This is a genomic window from Primorskyibacter sedentarius, assembly GCF_004342065.1.
Taxonomy (GTDB): domain Bacteria; phylum Pseudomonadota; class Alphaproteobacteria; order Rhodobacterales; family Rhodobacteraceae; genus Primorskyibacter; species Primorskyibacter sedentarius.
Genome location: NZ_SLZU01000007.1, coordinates 147,791 through 166,952 on the forward strand (window position 1 = coordinate 147,791; position 19,162 = coordinate 166,952).

A 19,162-nucleotide genomic window follows, 5' to 3' on the forward strand; every position below is an offset into this window, starting at 1 on the left:
CGCCCTATTCGGCCGCGACGGTGCGCTGCCCCAACATGCCCTTGAGGTAATGCCCGGTATGGCTGCGCGGTTCTTCGGCCACCTGTTCCGGCGTGCCCGTGGCCACGATCTCACCTCCGCCATCGCCGCCTTCTGGGCCAATGTCGATCAGCCAGTCGGCGGTCTTGATGACGTCGAGATTGTGTTCGATCACGATCACGGAGTTGCCCTGATCGACCAGCTCGTGCAGCACCTCCAGCAGCTTGCGCACATCTTCGAAATGCAGGCCAGTCGTTGGCTCGTCGAGGATATAGAGCGTCCGCCCGGTGGAGCGTTTTGACAGCTCTTTCGACAGCTTCACCCGCTGCGCCTCGCCCCCAGACAGGGTCGTCGCCTGCTGGCCAACCTTGATGTAGCCAAGCCCGACCCGCGCCAGCGCATCCATCTTGTCACGGATGGACGGCACCGCCTTGAAGAACTCTTGCGCGTCTTCGACCGTCATATCAAGAACGTCGGCTATGCTCTTGCCTTTGAACTTTATTTCCAAGGTCTCGCGGTTGTAGCGGGCACCTTTGCAGGTCTCGCATTCGACATAGACATCCGGCAGGAAATGCATCTCGATCTTGATGACACCGTCCCCCTGGCACGCCTCGCAGCGCCCGCCCTTGACGTTGAAACTGAACCGACCCGGCTTGTAGCCACGCGCCTTGGCCTCTGGCAGACCGGCGAACCAGTCGCGGATCGGGGTGAAGGCACCGGTATAGGTTGCAGGGTTGGACCGCGGGGTGCGCCCGATGGGGCGTTGGTCAATGTCGATGACCTTATCAAGATGTTCGAGCCCCTTGATCGTTTCACAAGGCGCAGGCGTCTGGCGCGCGCCGTTCAGCCGCATCGACGCGGTCTTGAACAGCGTCTCGATCGTCAGAGTCGACTTGCCGCCGCCCGACACGCCCGTCACGCAGACGAACTTGCCCAGCGGGAATTCCGCCGTCACGTTCTTGAGGTTGTTGCCCGTTGCCTTGACGACCTTCAGCTTCTTCTTGTTGCCTTTGCGCCGTTCTGCCGGCACCGAGATTTCGCGCGCACCCGAGAGGTATTGCCCGGTCATGCTGGCCGGATCGGCGACAATCTCTGCCGGTGTTCCGCGGCTGACAACCTGCCCGCCATGCACCCCTGCCCCCGGACCGATGTCAAAGACATAATCCGCCTCGCGGATCGCCTCTTCGTCATGTTCGACGACGATCACCGTATTGCCCTGATCCCGCAGATTTTTCAGCGTGCCAAGCAGCCGGTCATTGTCACGCTGGTGCAGGCCAATCGACGGCTCGTCCAGCACGTAAAGCACCCCGGTCAGGCCAGAGCCGATCTGGCTGGCCAGACGGATCCGTTGCGATTCCCCCCCCGACAGCGTGCCCGCGTTGCGCGACAGCGTCAGATATTCGAGGCCCACATTGTTCAGAAAGCCCAGCCGTTCGCGGATTTCCTTCAGAATAGCACGGGCGATTTCGTTCTTCTGGACGGTCAGATGTTCGGGCACGGTTTCGCACCATTCGAACGCTTCCTTGATTGACATCTGCACGACCTGACCGACATGCAGCCCCGCGATCTTCACCGCCAAAGCCTCTTGCCGCAGACGGTAGCCGTCGCAGGTGCCGCAGGGGCGGTTGTTCTGGTAGCGCTCGAATTCTTCGCGGATCCAGTTGGAATCCGTCTCGCGGTACCGCCGCTCCATGTTCGGGATGACGCCTTCGAAGCTGCGGGTCACCTGGTAGACGCGTCCGCCTTCGTCGTAACGGAACGGGATCTCGTCATCGCCGGAACCGTAGAGGAAGACCTGCTGCACATGGGCTGGCAGGTCCTTCCACTTGGCGGATTTGTTGAATTCGTAATGTTTCGCAATGGCTTCGATGGTCTGGGTGAAATAGGGCGATTTGCCTTTGCGCCAGGGAGCCAGCGCCCCGTCGCCGATTTTCAGCGTGGTGTCCGGCACAACGAGATTGGGGTCGAAGAACAGTTCAACCCCCAGCCCGTCGCATTCCGGGCAGGCACCGAAGGGCGCGTTGAAGGAAAACAGGCGCGGCTCAATCTCGGGGATCGTGAAGCCACTGACGGGGCAGGCAAATTTCTCTGAAAAGGTGATGCGCTCCGGCTCGCCCTCACTGACCGCGGTTTCCAGAACCGCGATGCCATCGGCCAGATCAAGCGCTGTTCGGAAGCTGTCGGCCAGACGCACCTCCAGCCCTTCCTTCACAACCAGACGGTCAACGACGACGTCGATATCGTGGCGGAATTTCTTGTCCAGCGTGGGGGGCTCGTCCAGCTCGTAGAATGTGCCGTCAACCTTGACGCGTTGAAAGCCCTGTTTGCGCAGCTCGATGAATTCCTTGCGGTATTCGCCTTTGCGGTCGCGCACGATGGGGGCCAGAAGATAGGCACGCGTCCCCTCCTCCATCGCCATCACGCGGTCGACCATGTCCTGCACCTGCTGCGCCTCGATGGGCAGGCCTGTGGCGGGGCTGTAGGGCGTGCCTGCGCGCGCGAACAGAAGGCGCATGTAGTCGTAGATCTCTGTCACCGTGCCAACGGTCGAACGCGGATTTTTCGACGTCGTCTTCTGTTCGATCGAGATTGCAGGCGACAGGCCGCTGATGTGATCAACGTCTGGTTTCTGCATCATATCAAGGAATTGGCGCGCATAGGCCGAGAGCGATTCCACGTAGCGGCGCTGCCCCTCGGCATAGATCGTGTCGAAAGCGAGCGAAGACTTGCCAGAGCCCGAAAGCCCGGTGATCACCACCAACTGGTCGCGCGGAATGTCCACGTCGATATTCTTGAGGTTATGCTCGCGCGCCCCGCGCACCTCGATATGCTTCAGCTCAGCCATGACTGCCCCTGCGATTGATGGTTAACACATAGTGGACCGTCTGCGTTTCGCCAACACAAAACGAAGAACATAAGAAGAACGCGCCAATTCACGCCGCCACGTCGCCCGCCATCTTGCCGCGATACGTGGGGGCGTGCCCCGCCCCTGACAAGAGAGACGGGTTTCGGTTCGCGATCGCTCGCGCGTTGGGACGAGCAGGTCGTGTCATCCATGTCGCGCAGAATGATACCTTCATAATGTTACCATATTTTCATACTCTGTAATTTTTGGTAACTTTTAACTTGATCGGATCGGCTTTCCGCAATACACCGACCGTGCGGTCGATTAATATCTGGGAGGATTCGCAATGGACGCTTTGATTTGCGACGGGGTTCGCACTCCGATTGGGCGGTATGGCGGTGCGCTGTCGTCCATCCGGACCGATGATCTGGCGGCCCTGCCCATATCTGCCTTGATGGAACGCCATCCCAAAGTCGATTGGACAACAGTTGACGAAGTGATCTACGGCTCTGCCAATCAGGCGGGTGAGGATAACCGGAACGTCGCGCGCATGGCGGCCTTGCTGGCAGGCCTGCCCGCAGATGTTCCCGGCACCACGATCAACCGGCTGTGTGCAAGCGGAATGGATGCGGTTGGCTTTGCCGCGCGCGGCATCAAGGCCGGGGACTACGACCTGACGATTGCAGGCGGCGTTGAAAGCATGAGCAGAGCCCCCTTTGTCATGCCAAAAGCGACAAGTGCCTTCACCCGGTCCAACGCCGTGTATGACACGACGATTGGCTGGCGTTTCATCAATCCGAAGATGAAAGAGCGGTACGGCGTCGAATCCATGCCGCAGACCGCAGATAACGTCGCTGCCGAGTTCAACATCAGCCGTGAAGATCAGGATGCCTTTGCGGCACGCTCGCAAGCGCGTTGGGCCGCGGCACATGCGGCCGGTATCTTCACGGACGAGATCATCCCCGTCTCTGTCCCGCAGCGCAAGGGGGAGCCGGTCGTTGTGGACACGGACGAACACCCGCGCCCCGGCACCGCTGCGGAAAAGCTTGCGAAACTCAAAGGCGTGAACGGGCCTGACCTGTCTGTGACGGCAGGCAATGCCAGCGGCGTCAATGATGGTGCGGCCGCTCTTTTGATTGCGTCCAAGGCCGCTGCCACGCAACACGGCCTGACCCCGATGGCACGCGTGGTCGCCATGTCCTCGGCCGGTGTTGCGCCGCGCATCATGGGCATCGGCCCCGCCCCTGCGAGCGAGAAGGTCCTGAAGCGCGCAGGGCTCACCATCGACCAGATGGATGTGATAGAATTGAACGAAGCCTTTGCTTCGCAAGGCCTCGCGACATTGCGCAGGCTTGGCGTGGCCGATGACGACCCAAGGGTGAACCCGCATGGCGGGGCTATCGCCATGGGCCACCCGCTGGGCATGTCCGGCGCGCGGCTTGTCCTGACGGCGGCGCATCACCTTAAACGCACCGGCGGGCGCTATGCGCTGTGCACGATGTGTGTGGGCGTGGGTCAGGGCACGGCCATTATTATCGAACGCGTCTGAACCGGGAGGAGAACGACATGTATGCACAGATGGTGAAATCCGAAGCGACGCAGGAAGACCCCGAAAAGCTCGCGGCCTTTCAGGCGCGTATCGATGCGGGCGAGAAGATCGAGCCCAAGGACTGGATGCCCGCGGGCTATCGCAAGACGCTCATCCGCCAGATCGGCCAGCACGCCCATTCCGAGATTGTCGGCCAACTGCCCGAGGGCAACTGGATTACGCGTGCACCGACGCTGGAGCGCAAGGCGATCCTGCTGGCCAAGGTGCAGGACGAGGCGGGCCATGGTCTGTACCTGTATTGCGCAGCGGAAACGCTGGGCGTGTCGCGCGACGAGATGACAGAGATGCTGCTGGATGGGCGCATGAAATACAGCTCCATCTTCAACTATCCGACGCTGACATGGGCCGATATGGGCGCGGTCGGCTGGCTGGTTGACGGGGCGGCGATCATGAATCAGGTGCCGCTGCAGCGAACCTCTTATGGCCCCTATTCGCGCGCTATGATCCGGGTCTGCAAGGAAGAGAGCTTTCATCAGCGGCAGGGCTATGCCGTCATGATGAAGATGGCGCAGGGCACGCCCGCCCAAAAGGCGATGGCGCAGAATGCGCTGAACCGTTTCTGGTATCCGTCGCTGATGATGTTCGGGCCCTCCGACAAGGACTCTGTGCATTCGGCCCAGTCCATGGCCTGGAAGATCAAGATGAACACCAATGACGAGCTGCGTCAGAAATTCGTCGATCAGACCGTTCCGCAGGCGGAATACCTCGGGCTGACCGTGCCCGACGAGACGCTGAAATGGAACGAGGAGAAAGGCGGCTACGATTTCGCGGAGCCCGACTGGGACGAATTCTTCGAAGTGATCAAGGGCAATGGCCCCTGCAATGCCGAACGTCTCGCCGCACGCAACAAGGCCTGGGACGATGGCAAATGGGTGCGCGAGGGGCTTCTGGCCCATGCCGAGAAACGCAAACTCAGAAAGGTGGCCGCAGAATGAGCTCTCCCAATTCCGCATATCCCGACACGCCCGAGACGCAGACCAAACCCAAGCGCCATGAATGGCCGCTATGGGAGGTGTTCATCCGCGGCCAGCACGGCATGAGCCACCGGCATGTGGGTTCGCTGCACGCGGCCGATGAAGAGATGGCGATCAAGAACGCGCGCGATGTCTACACCCGCCGCAACGAGGGCGTCAGCATCTGGGTGGTCGAGGCACGCCATATCGCCGCGTCCAGCCCATCGGAAAAAGGCCCGCTCTACGAGCCCTCCGAAAGCAAGGTGTACCGCCACCCGACATTTTTCGACATTCCCGACGAAGTTGGAGCGATGTGATGGCAGAGGTTGATCAAGCCCAGCTGTTCGAATTCCTGTGCCGGATGGGCGACAATACCCTCGTTCTGGGCCACTGGGTCAGCGAATGGTGCGGGCACGCGCCCGTTCTGGAAGAGGACATCGCGCTGGCCAATACCGCGCTTGACCTGATCGGCCAGACGCAGATGTGGCTGGGCCTTGCGGCAGAGGTCGAGGGCAAGGGCCGTTCCGCCGATGATCTGGCGATGCTGCGCGACGTCTGGGATTTCCGCAACGTGCTGCTGGTCGAACAGCCCAACGGCGATTTCGGTCAGACCATGATGCGCCAGTTCCTTTTCGATGCCTGGCATCTGGAGATGCTGGGGGCGCTGGCCGGATCGTCGCATGACCAGATCGCGGCGATTGCGGCCAAGTCGGTCAAGGAAGTGCAGTACCACGTCGAACGCTCCGGTGACACGGTGGTCGGGCTGGGCGACGGCACATCCGAAAGCCATTCGCGGATGCAGAAGGCGCTGAACCTGCTATGGCCTTATGTGGGCGAGATGTTTGCCGCCGACGCGGTGGACAACGCGGTGGCAGCGGCAGGTATTGCGCCGGATCCAGCGGCGCTGCGCGAGACCTATGACGCGCGGGTCGGCGCGGTTCTGGCGGAGGCGACACTGAGCGTTCCCGAGGATGGCTTTGCCCATAAGGGCGGCAAATCCGGCTTCCAGCATTCCGAACATCTGGGCCATCTGCTAACGCAAATGCAATGGCTGCAGCGCGCCTATCCCGGAGCATCGTGGTAGGATGAAACCCGCGACAGAGGAAATCTGGAGCTGGCTTGACGAAGTGCCCGACCCCGAGATCCCGGTGATCTCGGTCGTTGATCTGGGCATCGTGCGGGATGTGGCCTGGGATGGGGACACGCTGGAAGTGGCGGTCACGCCGACCTATTCGGGCTGCCCTGCCACCGGCGTCATCTCGATGGATATCGAAACGGCGCTGCACGACCGGGGTATCGAAAACGTCCGCATCAAGACCCGGATCAGCCCGCCTTGGACCACGGATTGGCTGTCTGACACGGGCCGTGCCAAGCTGATGGATTACGGCATCGCGCCGCCCCGCGCAGCCGGGGGCCCAGAATGCTGCCCCCGCTGCAAATCGACCAATGTCACGCGGATCAGCCAGTTCGGATCGACCCCCTGCAAGGCGCAGTGGCGGTGCACGGATTGCCTCGAACCCTTCGACTATTTCAAATGTATCTGAGGAGCATGTGATGGCGCGCTTTCATCCATTGTCCGTCACTGACGTCACCAAGACCATCCGCGACGCGGTTGTCGTGACACTGAAGCCGGTCAACGGCGGCGATTTCGACTTCATCCAGGGCCAATACCTGACCTTCCGCCAGAATTTCGACGGGACCGAGGTGCGCCGCTCTTATTCCATCTGCGCAGGCAAGGACGATGGCGTCCTGCAGGTGGGCATCAAGAAGGTCGAGGGCGGCGCGTTTTCGACCTGGGCCAATGAGGCCCTTGCCCCCGGCATGACGATCGAGGCGATGGAGCCGATGGGCAGTTTCCACACGCCGATCGACCCGCAACAGGCGAAGAACTACCTTGGCTTTGCTGGCGGATCAGGCATCACGCCGGTGCTGTCCATCATGAAAACCGTTCTGGCGCGGGAACCCCGCAGCACCTTCACGCTGGTCTACGCCAATCGCGGCGTGAACACGATCATGTTCCGCGAAGAGCTGGAGGACCTCAAGAATTTGCATATGGGGCGGCTGACCGTGGTCCATGTGCTGGAAAGCGACGCGCAGGATATCGACCTTTTCACCGGCCGGGTAGATGCCGGGAAGTGCAAGGCGCTGTTCGAACACTGGATCGATATCGACAGCGTGGACACCTCTTTCATCTGCGGCCCGGAACCGATGATGCTGGGCATTGCCGCGGCACTGCGCGAGCACGGGTTGACCGACGATCAGATCAAGTTCGAGCTGTTTGCAAGCGCCCAGCCCGGGCGCCTGAAGCGCAAGGCCAGCAGTGCCGCCAATGGTGTCGCGGCCAAGTCCACCGAGGCCACCATCACCATGGACGGATCAGCGCGCAGCTTTACCATGAACAAGGATCAGTCGGTGCTTGATGCGGCGCTGGAAAACGCGCTGGACGCGCCCTATGCCTGCAAGGCCGGGGTCTGTTCGACTTGCAAATGCAAGCTGCTGGAGGGCGAGGTCGAGATGCTCGCGAACCACGCGCTTGAGGATTACGAAGTGGCGCAAGGCTATGTGCTGTCCTGCCAGTCCTACCCGCTCACCGACCGTGTGGTCGTGGATTTCGATCAATAGGAGCCAGAGCCATGACCGAAACGATGGATATTTCCGACTACCTTGCCCAGGGCGGCCGTCTGACCAACCCCGCGAATGTGCCGTCCCGCTACCGCGCGGAACTGATGAAGATCATGGCGACCTTTGTGGACAGCGAACTGGCCGGGGCCGCCGGGTTTGCCGACGTGATCAATGCAGGCCCCGGCATCAAGGAACGCATCGCCGCCGCCCGCATCGTGCTGGAAAAGACCGACAATGCCGACAAGGTGCTGAAAATCATGGGAGAGTTCGGCGCGAATACCGATCGCTACGTCGATCATCATCCCTGGACAGACCGCCTGCCCCGCGACACGGCACCTGGCGCGTCGCGCAATGCGCATGACATGCGGCTGTCGGTTTTGAATTACCCGCTGGCAGGCTGGACCGATGCAGTGGTGATGAACCTGCTGATGGGTCTGGCCGTGGGCGTGCAGCTTTCGGAATTTCTGTCCTCGTCCTACCAACCTTTTGCCGAAGCCATCCGGGAGGCTGCACCCCGCGAAAAGCGCCATACCGAATTGGCCGCCGAAGGTGTGGAGAGGCTGATCCGGCAGGGCAAGACCAACGCGGTGAAACAAAGCGTCGCCTATTGGTGGCCGCGTGTCAGCGAGAGCTTCGGCACCGGTGTATCGCCGCGCAGCGATGCGTTGAAAGCGATGGGCCTGCGCAGCAAGAGCAACGCAGAACTGCACGACGCCTGGACAGGGCTGGCATCTGCCGCGTTGGAAAAACTGGGGCTGGAGCGGCCCGCAACGCTGGCCTGAGCAGGCGGAGATCGTGACGCGGCCCTCAGAGGCCGCGCACGCCCGTCAATGTCAGCCGCGTCACCAGCTTGGCATATTCGTCCCGCGCCTTCTGGTCGGCGGGACTGTTCCACATGTAGAACCAGTTCAGCATCCCGAATATCGACATGGACGTGGCGCGCAGCTTTCGCGGATCGTCTTCAAACACCTCGGGCGCAATTGCGGCCACGACATCGCTCATCTGCTTGACCAGATCGCGCTGGTAGGCCTTGAGGATCTTCTGCTGATCTTCGGGCAGCAGCGGGATGCCTTCGGTCTGGATCTTGTGTTCGTGGTCCATGCCCTCATAGGCGCGCAGCGTTTCGATCACGATGCGCCCCAGCTGTTCGGACGGGGGCAGACCGGCCAGATCCAGCCCGATGATCCGGTCCCGAAGCGCGGACAGATAGGTATCAAGGATATCAAACAGCAGCGCATCCTTGCTGCTGTAATAGTGATAGATATTGGCCTTGGAGATACCACAGTCCTTCGCCACCTGAGACATCGACGCCCGCGCAAAGCCTTGATCGGCAAACACGCGAGCGGCGATTTTCAGGATATGGGCACGTTTTTCGTCGTGGTCTTTTGCAATGGGACGCGACACGTTTATTCCTTGTTACGATTGTCCACGACGCGGACAGCCTTGCCCTGACTGCGCGCAACGGACCCTGGATCGCCGACCACAACTTCGGTGGAAACCCCGACCATATCTTTGATGTGCTTGGTCAACATACGGGCAGCTGCGGTTCTGGACAACTCATCTGCCGCATCCGGGCTGGCCTCGACAAGGACCCGCATCGCATCCATGCGACCCGACGTGTAAAGCTCTATCTGGAAATAGGGCGCCAGACCGCCGGTTGCACAGACCTGTTCCTCGACCTGGGTCGGGAAGACGTTGACACCCCGCAGGATGATCATGTCATCCGAACGCCCGGTGATCTTTTCCATCCGCCGCATGCTGCGCGCCGAGCCGGGCAAGAGCCGGGTCAGGTCGCGCGTGCGGTATCGGATCATCGGCATGCCTTCCTTGGTCAGCGTGGTGAAGACCAGCTCGCCCTCTTCACCGTCTTCGACCACTTCGCCGGTGGTCGGGTTGATGATTTCGGGATAGAAATGATCTTCCCAGACATGCAGCCCGTCCTTGGTCTCGACGCATTCATTGGCCACGCCGGGGCCCATGATTTCGCTCAGCCCATAGATGTCGACGGCGTGCATGTCGAAGGCCTCCTCGACCTCCTTGCGCATCGCGTTGGTCCAGGGTTCGGCGCCAAAGACACCCACCTGAAGCGAGGATTGGCGCGGGTCCAGCCCGGCCTTGTGAAACCCTTCGAGGATATTGAGCATGTAGGACGGCGTGACCATGATGCCCGTGGGTTGAAAATCGGTGATAAGCCCCACCTGCTTTTCGGTCTGCCCGCCGCCCATCGGCACAACCGTGGCACCCAGCTTTTCGATGCCGTAATGCGCGCCAAGCCCGCCGGTGAACAGGCCGTAGCCATAGGCGTTGTGGATAATATCCCCGGCCCGCAGCCCGGACGCCCGTAAACTGCGCGCCAGCGTGTCGGCCCAGACGTCGATATCGTTCTTGGTGTAGACCACAACCGTCGGTTTGCCCGTGGTGCCCGAAGACGCATGGATGCGTACCAGCTTTTCCTTCGGGACCGCGGAAAGGCCGAAGGGATAATTGTCGCGCAGGTCGTCCTTATAGGTGAAAGGGAATCTGGCCAGATCCTTCAGATCCTTCAGGTCGTCTGGATGCACCCCCGCCGCGTCAAAGCGTTTGCGATACATCGGCACGTTGTCATAGGCGTGCCGCAGCGACCATTTCATGCGCTCCAGCTGAAGGGCGGCAATTTCGTCGCGGCTGGCAATCTCGATCGGGTCCAGATCGGCCTTTGCCGGGCTCAGGTCTTTCATTTCATCTCCTCCATCCCTCGGGTCACTCCTCGAATAATTGGCCTTTGATCGCCCGTGACAATCCACGCATCTCCGCAATCGTCTGGCCATGTTGGTTGCTGACGCGCACGTCATAGATACCGCTGCGCCCGGTTAACGACACCTCGCGCGCGTCCGCGGTCAGGGTGTCCCCGATCCGGGCGGGCGCGACGTATGTGATCATGTTGTTTTGCGCCACGGTCGCCTGGTTGCGGCTGTTGCAGGCAAAGGCAAAGGCGCTGTCTGCAAGCGAGAAGGTGATGCCGCCGTGGCACATGCCATGGCCGTTGCAGTGATGCTTTTCCACGGTCAAGCTCATGACGGCCGCGCCTTCATCGACCGAGACCAACGTCATACCCAGCCATTGCGATGCCCCGTCACCCGACCACATCGCGTCGGCAGAACGCTCTGCCCGTTCTTTTGGTGTCATCGTCATTTTCCTTTGAAATTCGCTGCGCGCTTTTCAAGAAAGGCAGACACACCTTCGGCATAATCAGCGCTTTCGCCACAGGTCTTCATGTATTGCGCTTCAAGGTCGAGGTGGTCCTCAAGCGTATCGACTGCGGCTGCCTGAATGGCCAATTTGCTGAGGCCCAGACCCAGCGTCGGACCATTGGCAAAACCGGCGGCCATGTCGCGCGCCGCAGGCATCAGATCCTCGTCCGGCAGCGCCTTCCAGATCAGGCCCCAGTCTTCGGCCTGCTGCGCGGGCAAGGGCTGCGCGGTGAAGGCCAGACCCTTGGCGCGCGCTTCCCCCAGAAGGCGCGGCAGGTGCCAGCTGCCCCCGGTGTCAGGGATCAGCCCGACTTTGGAAAAGGATTGAATGAACTTTGCGCTCTGTGCAGCAAGGACGACATCACATGCGAGCGCAAGATTGGCCCCCGCCCCGGCGGCCACACCGTTCACGGCGCAGACAACCGGAAATTCAAGCGACCGGATCAACCGAACCAAAGGCGCGTAGAATTTGCGAACCGTCGCGCCCAGATCGGGCGGTGATGTCAGTTTCGAAGGATCGCGGTCGCCAAGATCCTGCCCCGCGCAAAAGCCCCGTCCCGCCCCCGTCAAAAGCACCGCGCGCATGCCGTTGTCGCGCGCGCTTTCAAGCGCCTTGCGCAAAGCGAGGTGCATCTTGTCGTTGAAACTGTTGAGTCGGTCCGGTCGGTTAAGTGTAATTTCCGCCCAGTTTTCGTGGGCTTGGACAAGAATCGGGGTCGTCATTCGGCAGTCACCTTATGGCCTTCACAAATTCATCCTTGCATAAACCGACCGGTTGGTCAATTAATCATGCATCAACGATTCTGGGGGAGGAAACGTCGTGAGCGTTGTCGATTTTCGCATGGAAAATGATCTGGCCTGGGTCACTGTGAACAACCCTCCGGTCAACGCCACCTCCACAGCTGTGCGTCAGGGGCTGCTTGACGCCGTGGGCAAGGTACAAGGCGCGCGGCTGGCCATTTTGCAATGCGCCGGCCGTACCTTCATCGCGGGCGGCGACATGAGCGAATTCGACGCCCCGCCGCAGGAACCGCACCTTCCGGACGTCGTGAACGCCATCGAATGCAGCGGCACACCGTTCGTGGCGCTGCTGCATGGAACGGTCCTGGGCGGCGGTCTTGAGATCGCGATGGGCTGTGCCCAGCGGATTGCAGCGCCGGGAACCAGGTTCGGGCTACCGGAGGTTAATGTCGGGCTCGTCCCCGGCGCAGGCGGGACGCAACGCGCGCCGCGCCTTTTCGGCTGGGATGCCGCGATTGACATGGCCTGCTCTGGCAAGATCTTGACAGCGAAACAGGCGCTGGACCTTGGGGCCATCGACGCGATCGAAGACGACCTTGAAAACGCGGCAAGAGCACTGACACCTGACCCCCGAACGCCCATATCGCTGCGCCCTGCCCCGCCGCTGGATGCGGATTGGTTCGCGGAAAAGCGCAACACGCTGATGTGCCGCGCAGGCGGACAGGCCGCACCGCTGCATAATCTGGATGCGCTCCACTGGGCCACGCTGCCGTTTTCCGAAGGGCAGCCAAAGGAGCGCGCGCTGCACCTGTCGCTGCGCGCCTCGGATGAAAGCCGGGCTTTGCGGCACGCGTTTTTCGCTGAACGCGCGGTTACGCAGCCCTCTGACATTTCGGACGCGACGCCCAGAAACATTGCGAACATTGCCATTGTCGGTGGTGGCCTCATGGGCGCGGGAATCGCAGCCGCCTGCCTGAGCGCGGGCTACCGCGTGACCCTTATCGAGCGAGACCAGGATGCCGCCAACGCTGCGCAAGAGCGCGTGCAGGGTTTGATCGCAGGCGCGCTGAAGCGCGGCAAGATCGGCCAGACAAAGCATGACGCGCAGATCGCCGCCTTCAGCACAGATGTAGGCTATGGTGCAGCTCGGGACGCGGATCTTGCCATCGAGGCCGTGTTCGAGGATCTGAGCGCCAAGAAAGCCACTTTTGCGGGTCTGGCGCGGGTCATGGCCGAAGACGCGATATTGGCCACGAACACCTCCTACCTTGATCCGCGCGACATTTTCGAAGGGGTCAAGAACCCGTCCCGCTGCGTCGGGCTGCATTTCTTTTCACCCGCGCATATCATGAAGCTGCTCGAAGTCGTGAAGCTGCCCACGACATCGAAGGATACGCTCGCCACGGCATTCGCGCTTGGCAAACGTCTGCGAAAAGTCGCGGTCCTTTCGGGCATCTGCGACGGTTTCATCGGCAACCGGATGCTCGCCGCCTACCGGCGCGCCGCTGAATACATGCTGGCCGACGGTGCCCTGCCGCAGCAGATCGACGAGGCGATGCGCGCCTTTGGCATGGCCATGGGCCCGTTCGAGGCGCAGGACATGGGCGGTTTGCAAATCGCCGAAGCCAACCGCCGCAGACAGGACACCACGCGCCCCGCCGAAGAACGCTATGTCACGATCTCGGATCAGCTTTGCGCCCTGGGCCGCACCGGTCAGCGTGTTGGCAAAGGCTGGTATGCTTACGCCAAGGGCGACCGCACCCCCAGTGTGGACCCTGTCGTGACCGACCTGATCACGCAGTATGCCGCGAAGAACGGCATCCCGCGCAAGGCTTATGCCCAAGACGAAATTCAGACCCAGCTGCTCGCTGTTCTGGCTAATGAAGGCGCGCGGATCGTCGAGGAAGGCATCGCCGAAAACGATGCGGCCGTCGATATGGTCAAGCTGCATGGCTACGGCTTTCCGCGCTGGCGCGGCGGGCCGATGTTTACCGCTGAGACGGTTGGAAAAGATGCAATTCGCAACGCTTTGACAACGCTCGAGCTGCAAAGCCCCGGCTCGTGGATCCGCGCACAACGCTACCGTTAAATCGACGCAAAACCCGATATTCAAGAGGAGGACAACATGAACAAATCCCTGCTGGCCACGGTCGCGGCCCTGTCACTTTCAGCGGGCGTCGCAGCCCATGCCGAAGCCGAACACACGCTGGTCTTTTCAAGCTGGGTTCCGCCCACGCACAACATCAACGCGCAGATGCTGCCGAACATGATCAAGATGATCGAAGAGGCCACTGGCGGGCGTGTAACCGGAGAAATCCGCATGGGCATCGCACCGCCGCCTGCGCAGATGGACCTTGTGCTCGATGGGGCGGTTGACGTGGCTTATGTGTTCCACGGCTATCAACCCGGTCGTTTTACCAGCTACAAACTGGTCGAGCTTCCCGGCGTGGACACCACGGCCGAGGCTGCGTCCGTTGCCTATTGGAACCTTTTTCAAAACCATCTGGCGGCGCTCAACGAGCATCGCGGCGTGAAGGTGATCGGCCTGCACACCCATGGCGCGGGTCAGCTGCACACCAATACGCCCGTCGACAGCCTTGCCGATATGGCTGGCCTCAAGCTGCGCATGCCCGGCGGCGTCGCAAGCGAGGTGGGCACGGCCCTTGGCACGACCGGCATTCAGGTGCCTGCGCCCAAGGTTTACGAGACCCTGTCCTCCAACACGGCGGATGGCGTGATGATGACGATCGACAGCCGCCAGGGCTTTCGCCTGACCGAAGTCGCGCCGCATTATTTTGAAATTCCCGGCGGTTTCTTTCGCGGATCCTTTGCCTACATCATGAATGAAGACGTGTTTGCCGACCTGCCCGAAGAGTTGCAAACAGCACTTGAGGACAAGGTGTTTGGCGAACCGATCAGCCGCATGTCGGGCGCCGTCTGGGACGAAGGCGATGCGTTCAGCATTCAGCTGACCAAGGACACCGAAGGCAACACGATCACCCAGGCCTCGGTCGAGGATATCGCTGCTTTCGCCTCCATTGTGACTGACGTTCAGGCCAGCGTGATCGAAGAAGTCAGCGCCAAGGGTATTGATGCCGCAGCCGCACTCGCCTCTTTCCGCAGCGAGTTGGGTGTTCAGTAACGACGTCTACCCTATCGGACCGGGCAGTCCCATTGCCCGGTCCCTGAAGCACCACGCTCCCAAGGAGACGCCTGATGCCGACGTTCAGGAAAATCTTTCATTTTCTCGTGCAGGTCCCGATCTGGCTGGCCTGTGCGTCGCTGTTCGCGCTGATGGTGATGACCTTCAGCGACGTGATCCTGCGATCCAGCTTTGACGCCCCGATCGAAGCGGCGACCGAACTGACGCGGATATTCGTCGCCGTCATGGTCTTTGCCGTGATGCCCCATATCGCGGTCAGCGACGGCCATATCGCGGTTGATCTGACAGATGGCGTCTTTGAGCGGCTCCGCCTGTCGCGGCTGAGAAACGGTCTGATCCTGCTGGTGTCGGGCGTGATGCTGTACTGGCCCGTGTCGCAGGTCTGGACACTTGCAGAGCGCACCAGAGGCTATGGCGATGTCACCGAATATCTCGGCCTGCCACAATTCCTGACCATGTATCTGATCGGGACGGGCATCACCTTGGCGGCTGTTGCCATGGTGGTCACCGGGGTTTTGACCCTGATCGCCCCCGCTGTTCTGAAGGAGTTGCAGTCATGACCGCTGCACTGATCGGCTTTGGCGTCGTTCTTTTTTTGGTCCTGCTGCGCATGCCAATCGTGTTTGCGATGGGCTTTGTCGGCACGCTTGGATTTGCCTATGAGCGCGGAGGCAGCCTGTTTGATGAACGTGGCATGCGCGCGTCGCTGTCGATGGTCGGACGACAAATCACCGATACGGCGCAGGATTACGGCCTTTCGGTGATCCCGCTGTTCATCCTGATGGGTCTTTTCGTGAATAAAGGCGGCATGGCGCGAGAGCTTTACGCGGTCTCCAACGCCTTTCTCGGCCATATGCGCGGCGGTCTGGCAATGGCAACGGTCATGGCCTGCGGCGGGTTCTCTGCGATATGCGGGTCGTCGCTGGCCACGGCCGCCACCATGTCCAAAGTGGCCATGCCCGAGATGCGCCGGTTCAACTATTCCGACAGGCTTGCCACCGCATCCATCGCCGCCGGCGGCACATTGGGCATTCTGATCCCACCCTCGGTGATCCTTGTGATCTACGGCATCCTGACGGAAACCTCGATTGGCAAGCTGTTCATGGCGGGGATCATTCCGGGGCTCATGGGTATCCTGTTCTACCTTGGCGCCGTGCGCTGGACCGTCTGGCGCAGGCCCGAGGCGGGCCCCGCAGGTGAGACGACCCCGTGGCCAGAGCGGATCACCGCGCTGAAATCCGTCTGGGCGGTGCTGCTGCTGTTCTTCCTCGTAATAGGCGGCCTCTACGGCATTTTCGATTTCGCACCGCTCAACCTGACCTTCTCGCCAACCGAGGCAGCGGGCATGGGTGCGATGGGCGCGTTCATCATCGCCCTGTCGCGAGGCGGGCTGAATTTCGCCGCCTTGATCGAAGTTCTGAAAGAAACCGCGCTCACCTCTGCCAGCCTGTTCGCGGTACTGATCGGTGCGCAGGTCTTTTCCAACTTCGTCAATGTCGCGGGCATGCCAGAGGCGCTGATCAGCCTTGTGACCGCCTATGACGTGTCACCGATGATGGTGATGATGATGATCCTGCTGGTCTATGTCGTGCTGGGCTGCGTGTTCGAAAGCATGTCGATGCTGCTGCTGACCGTGCCGATCTTCTTCCCGCTGGTAACCTCGCTGGGCTTTGATCCGATCTGGTTCGGCATCGTCGTGGTTGTCGTGGTCGAGATTTCGCTGATCACCCCCCCTGTCGGGCTGAACGTGTTCATCCTCAAAGGCGTGGTCGGAAACGTATCGACCGGAGAGATCTTCAAGGGCGTCACGCCGTTCTGGATCGCCGACATCATCCGCCTTGCGCTGATCGTGGCCCTGCCGATCCTCGTTCTTTTCTTGCCAAACCAGATGGGCGGTCTTGGGCATTAGATGTCCGCCGACCCTGCGAAAGGAAACCACATGAGCCTTCTTGAGATCAACAGCTTTGCAGCCGGTCGATGGGTCGCTCCGGATGCCAATGCCCGGATGATCGAAAACGCCGTGACCGGCGCGCCTTTGGGCCGCGCGGGCAATGACGCGCTGGATGTGCAAGCGATGCTGGATTACGCCCGGAAGACCGGCGGCCCTGCCCTGCGCGCGCTGACCTTTCATGACCGCGCCCGCATGCTCAAGGCGCTGGCCGCCCATCTGGGCAAGCACAAACAGGCGCTGTATGATCTGTCCTTCGCCACCGGGGCCACGCAGGCCGACCACATGATCGACATCGACGGCGGCATCGGCACGATGTTTGTCTTCGCCTCCAAGGGCCGCCGCGAGATGCCGGATGCGCATGTCTATCTCGACGGCGAGGTCGAGCAACTCTCGCGCTCCGCCACCTTTCTGGGACAGCATATCGCAATTTCCCTTCAGGGCGTGGCAGTGCATATCAATGCCTTCAACTTTCCCGTCTGGGGGATGCTGGAAAAGCTCGCACCGACCCTGCTTGCCGGTGTTCCTGCCATCGTGAAACCCGCAACCGCCACCTGTTATGTCACAGAGCTGGCCGTCAAGATCATGCTCGACAGCGGGATCTTGCCCGCAGGGGCATTGCAGCTTGTGTCGGGTGGTCTGGGCGACATGCTGGACCGGCTGACCTGCCAGGATGTGGTCAGCTTCACCGGATCGGCGCAAACCGCGTTCAAGCTACGCTCGGCGCCGCACATCCTGCGCAATTCGATCCGCTTTGTCGCTGAACAGGACAGCCTGAATGCATCGATCCTTGGCCCCGATGCCACCCCCGGCACGCCGGAATTCGAACTTTTCGTGAAAGAAGTGCATCGCGAGATGACCACCAAGGCCGGGCAGAAATGCACCGCCATCCGGCGCATCATCGCGCCCAAGGCACAGGTCGATGCGGTGATCGAAGCGCTGATTGCGCGACTGACCAAGACCGTGATCGGCGACCCAAGGGCCGACGCCACGCGCATGGGGGCGCTTGTCTCCAACAGTCAAAAGCGCGATGTGCTGGAAAAAGCTGCAATCATAGGCACCGAGGCCGAGCGTGTGTTTGGCGATCCCGACAATTTCGACGTCCACGGCGCCAGCGCGTCCAAAGGCGCCTTCCTGCCGCCGATGCTGTTTCATTGTGGCAATCCCGACGCCGCCGAACGGGTGCATGACACAGAGGCGTTCGGGCCGGTGTCGACCGTCATGGGCTACCGCGATCTGGATCATGCCATCGCTTTGGCCAATCGCGGCGAAGGCTCTCTGGTGGCGTCCGTCATCACCCACGATCCCGAGGTCGCGCGCGAAGTGGCCCTTGGTGCGGGCGCATTCCACGGGCGGCTTTATTTCAACAACCGCGACAGCATGAAGGAATCCACCGGCCATGGCTCCCCCCTGCCCCATATGGTGCATGGCGGCCCCGGACGCGCGGGCGGCGGCGAGGAACTGGGCGGTGTCCGCGGTGTGATGCATTACATGCAACGGACCGCCATTCAGGGCAGCCCCGATATCCTGACGGCGATCGGAAGCAAATGGGTGCCGGGGGCTGCCGAAAAGCCCGCGCCGTCACATCCGTTCACCCGCACGTTTCACGAGTTGGAGATTGGCGAGACGATCCGCACCGAACCGCGCAAGATCACCCTGGCCGATATCGAGCAGTTTGCCGCGTTCACCGGCGATACGTTCTATGCCCATATGGACGATGCCGCCGCCAAGAGGAACCCTTTCTTCCCGGGGCGCGTCGCCCATGGTTACCTGCTGCTCAGCTTTGCCGCGGGCCTGTTTGTCGAACCAAATGAAGGGCCAGTGCTTGCCAATACAGGGCTGGACAACCTTCGTTTCATGAAACCCGTCGAAGCGGGCGACAGCATCAAGGTGCGCCTGACGGTGAAGCACAAGACACCGCGCAACGAAGAATATGGCGAGGTGCGCTGGCACGTGACCCTCACCAGTCAGCAAGACGAACTGGTGGCGGAATATGACCTGCTGACGATGAACGCCTACGCAAGTTAAGCTTG

The 19,162-nt window shown here is 61.2% G+C and carries 17 protein-coding genes; 12 read left to right on the forward strand and 5 right to left on the reverse strand.

Features of this window, described 5'->3' with window-relative positions; translation table 11 throughout:
* Positions 1 to 4: 4 nt before the first annotated feature.
* Positions 5 to 2,863: an excinuclease ABC subunit UvrA gene (gene uvrA, locus EDD52_RS11810; RefSeq protein ID WP_132245175.1), complete on the reverse strand. Its 2,859-nt coding sequence runs from the start codon at positions 2,861 to 2,863 to the stop codon at positions 5 to 7.
* A gap of 346 nt (positions 2,864 to 3,209) precedes the next feature.
* Here uvrA and pcaF point away from each other — a divergent pair, with 346 nt between their 5' ends.
* The 7 genes from pcaF (at position 3,210) to EDD52_RS11845 (ending at position 8,829) form a co-directional block, all read left to right on the forward strand.
* Positions 3,210 to 4,412, forward strand: a complete 1,203-nt coding sequence (pcaF, locus tag EDD52_RS11815; RefSeq protein WP_132245177.1) for a 3-oxoadipyl-CoA thiolase — start codon at positions 3,210 to 3,212, stop codon at positions 4,410 to 4,412.
* A gap of 17 nt (positions 4,413 to 4,429) precedes the next feature.
* On the forward strand, positions 4,430 to 5,407 hold the full coding sequence (paaA, locus tag EDD52_RS11820; protein ID WP_132245179.1) for a 1,2-phenylacetyl-CoA epoxidase subunit PaaA: 978 nt from the start codon (positions 4,430 to 4,432) through the stop codon (positions 5,405 to 5,407).
* Positions 5,408 to 5,508: 101 nt separating this feature from the next.
* Positions 5,509 to 5,742, forward strand: coding sequence for a 1,2-phenylacetyl-CoA epoxidase subunit PaaB (gene paaB / locus EDD52_RS11825; RefSeq protein ID WP_243651916.1), 234 nt, complete (start codon positions 5,509 to 5,511; stop codon positions 5,740 to 5,742).
* Positions 5,742 to 6,509 (forward strand): 1,2-phenylacetyl-CoA epoxidase subunit PaaC, encoded by a 768-nt coding sequence (paaC, locus tag EDD52_RS11830; protein WP_132245183.1) that lies wholly within the window; start codon positions 5,742 to 5,744, stop codon positions 6,507 to 6,509. Before paaB ends, paaC begins: the two co-directional genes overlap by 1 nt.
* 1 nt (position 6,510) lies before the next feature.
* A complete protein-coding gene (paaD, locus tag EDD52_RS11835; protein ID WP_132245185.1) occupies positions 6,511 to 6,969 on the forward strand; it encodes a 1,2-phenylacetyl-CoA epoxidase subunit PaaD in 459 nt (152 codons plus the stop codon).
* A gap of 10 nt (positions 6,970 to 6,979) precedes the next feature.
* Positions 6,980 to 8,047 carry a 1,2-phenylacetyl-CoA epoxidase subunit PaaE gene (paaE, locus tag EDD52_RS11840; protein WP_132245187.1) on the forward strand — a complete coding sequence of 356 codons (1,068 nt, stop codon included), beginning with the start codon at positions 6,980 to 6,982 and terminating at the stop codon, positions 8,045 to 8,047.
* Positions 8,048 to 8,058: 11 nt separating this feature from the next.
* Positions 8,059 to 8,829, forward strand: coding sequence for a Phenylacetic acid catabolic protein (locus EDD52_RS11845; RefSeq protein ID WP_132245189.1), 771 nt, complete (start codon positions 8,059 to 8,061; stop codon positions 8,827 to 8,829).
* 25 nt (positions 8,830 to 8,854) lie between these two features.
* On the opposite strand, the gene EDD52_RS11850 is transcribed toward EDD52_RS11845, so the two are convergent.
* The 4 genes from EDD52_RS11850 to paaG are packed head-to-tail and all read right to left on the reverse strand — an operon-like array spanning position 8,855 to position 12,000.
* Positions 8,855 to 9,451: a TetR/AcrR family transcriptional regulator gene (locus tag EDD52_RS11850; RefSeq protein WP_132245191.1), complete on the reverse strand. Its 597-nt coding sequence runs from the start codon at positions 9,449 to 9,451 to the stop codon at positions 8,855 to 8,857.
* A 2-nt stretch (positions 9,452 to 9,453) separates the two neighbouring features.
* Entirely contained in the window at positions 9,454 to 10,764 is a 1,311-nt protein-coding gene (gene paaK, locus EDD52_RS11855; protein ID WP_132245193.1) for a phenylacetate--CoA ligase PaaK, read from the reverse strand.
* Positions 10,765 to 10,786: 22 nt separating this feature from the next.
* A complete protein-coding gene (paaI, locus tag EDD52_RS11860; RefSeq protein WP_132245195.1) occupies positions 10,787 to 11,218 on the reverse strand; it encodes a hydroxyphenylacetyl-CoA thioesterase PaaI in 432 nt (143 codons plus the stop codon).
* Entirely contained in the window at positions 11,215 to 12,000 is a 786-nt protein-coding gene (paaG, locus tag EDD52_RS11865; protein ID WP_132245197.1) for a 2-(1,2-epoxy-1,2-dihydrophenyl)acetyl-CoA isomerase PaaG, read from the reverse strand. Before paaG ends, paaI begins: the two co-directional genes overlap by 4 nt.
* Before the next feature lie 97 nt (positions 12,001 to 12,097).
* Between paaG and EDD52_RS11870 the strand changes: the two genes are divergently transcribed.
* From EDD52_RS11870 to paaZ, 5 genes are all read left to right on the forward strand, one after another.
* The gene (locus EDD52_RS11870; RefSeq protein WP_341539840.1) at positions 12,098 to 14,107 is read left to right on the forward strand and encodes an FAD-dependent oxidoreductase; all 2,010 of its coding nucleotides are present in this window, start codon (positions 12,098 to 12,100) and stop codon (positions 14,105 to 14,107) included.
* Between the two features lie 36 nt (positions 14,108 to 14,143).
* The gene (locus EDD52_RS11875) at positions 14,144 to 15,160 is read left to right on the forward strand and encodes a TRAP transporter substrate-binding protein (RefSeq protein ID WP_132245199.1); all 1,017 of its coding nucleotides are present in this window, start codon (positions 14,144 to 14,146) and stop codon (positions 15,158 to 15,160) included.
* Positions 15,161 to 15,234: 74 nt separating this feature from the next.
* Positions 15,235 to 15,741, forward strand: a complete 507-nt coding sequence (locus EDD52_RS11880; RefSeq protein ID WP_132245201.1) for a TRAP transporter small permease — start codon at positions 15,235 to 15,237, stop codon at positions 15,739 to 15,741.
* Complete coding sequence (locus tag EDD52_RS11885; RefSeq protein ID WP_132245203.1) at positions 15,738 to 17,090, forward strand: TRAP transporter large permease; 1,353 nt, start codon at positions 15,738 to 15,740, stop codon at positions 17,088 to 17,090. Before EDD52_RS11880 ends, EDD52_RS11885 begins: the two co-directional genes overlap by 4 nt.
* A 30-nt stretch (positions 17,091 to 17,120) precedes the next feature.
* Positions 17,121 to 19,157: a phenylacetic acid degradation bifunctional protein PaaZ gene (gene paaZ / locus EDD52_RS11890; RefSeq protein WP_132245205.1), complete on the forward strand. Its 2,037-nt coding sequence runs from the start codon at positions 17,121 to 17,123 to the stop codon at positions 19,155 to 19,157.
* Positions 19,158 to 19,162: the final 5 nt, after the last annotated feature.

Bases quoted from the DNA above. Each gene is read 5' to 3' on its own strand.
- uvrA (WP_132245175.1), bottom strand. From the start codon at position 2,863: ATGGCTGAGCTGAAGCATATCGAGGTGCGCGGGGCGCGCGAGCATAAC.
- pcaF (WP_132245177.1), top strand. From the start codon at position 3,210: ATGGACGCTTTGATTTGCGACGGGGTTCGCACTCCGATTGGGCGGTAT.
- paaA (WP_132245179.1), top strand. From the start codon at position 4,430: ATGTATGCACAGATGGTGAAATCCGAAGCGACGCAGGAAGACCCCGAA.
- paaB (WP_243651916.1), top strand. From the start codon at position 5,509: ATGAGCCACCGGCATGTGGGTTCGCTGCACGCGGCCGATGAAGAGATG.
- paaC (WP_132245183.1), top strand. From the start codon at position 5,742: ATGGCAGAGGTTGATCAAGCCCAGCTGTTCGAATTCCTGTGCCGGATG.
- paaD (WP_132245185.1), top strand. From the start codon at position 6,511: ATGAAACCCGCGACAGAGGAAATCTGGAGCTGGCTTGACGAAGTGCCC.
- paaE (WP_132245187.1), top strand. From the start codon at position 6,980: ATGGCGCGCTTTCATCCATTGTCCGTCACTGACGTCACCAAGACCATC.
- EDD52_RS11845 (WP_132245189.1), top strand. From the start codon at position 8,059: ATGACCGAAACGATGGATATTTCCGACTACCTTGCCCAGGGCGGCCGT.
- paaK (WP_132245193.1), bottom strand. From the start codon at position 10,764: ATGAAAGACCTGAGCCCGGCAAAGGCCGATCTGGACCCGATCGAGATT.
- paaI (WP_132245195.1), bottom strand. From the start codon at position 11,218: ATGACGATGACACCAAAAGAACGGGCAGAGCGTTCTGCCGACGCGATG.
- paaG (WP_132245197.1), bottom strand. From the start codon at position 12,000: ATGACGACCCCGATTCTTGTCCAAGCCCACGAAAACTGGGCGGAAATT.
- EDD52_RS11875 (WP_132245199.1), top strand. From the start codon at position 14,144: ATGAACAAATCCCTGCTGGCCACGGTCGCGGCCCTGTCACTTTCAGCG.
- EDD52_RS11880 (WP_132245201.1), top strand. From the start codon at position 15,235: ATGCCGACGTTCAGGAAAATCTTTCATTTTCTCGTGCAGGTCCCGATC.
- EDD52_RS11885 (WP_132245203.1), top strand. From the start codon at position 15,738: ATGACCGCTGCACTGATCGGCTTTGGCGTCGTTCTTTTTTTGGTCCTG.
- paaZ (WP_132245205.1), top strand. From the start codon at position 17,121: ATGAGCCTTCTTGAGATCAACAGCTTTGCAGCCGGTCGATGGGTCGCT.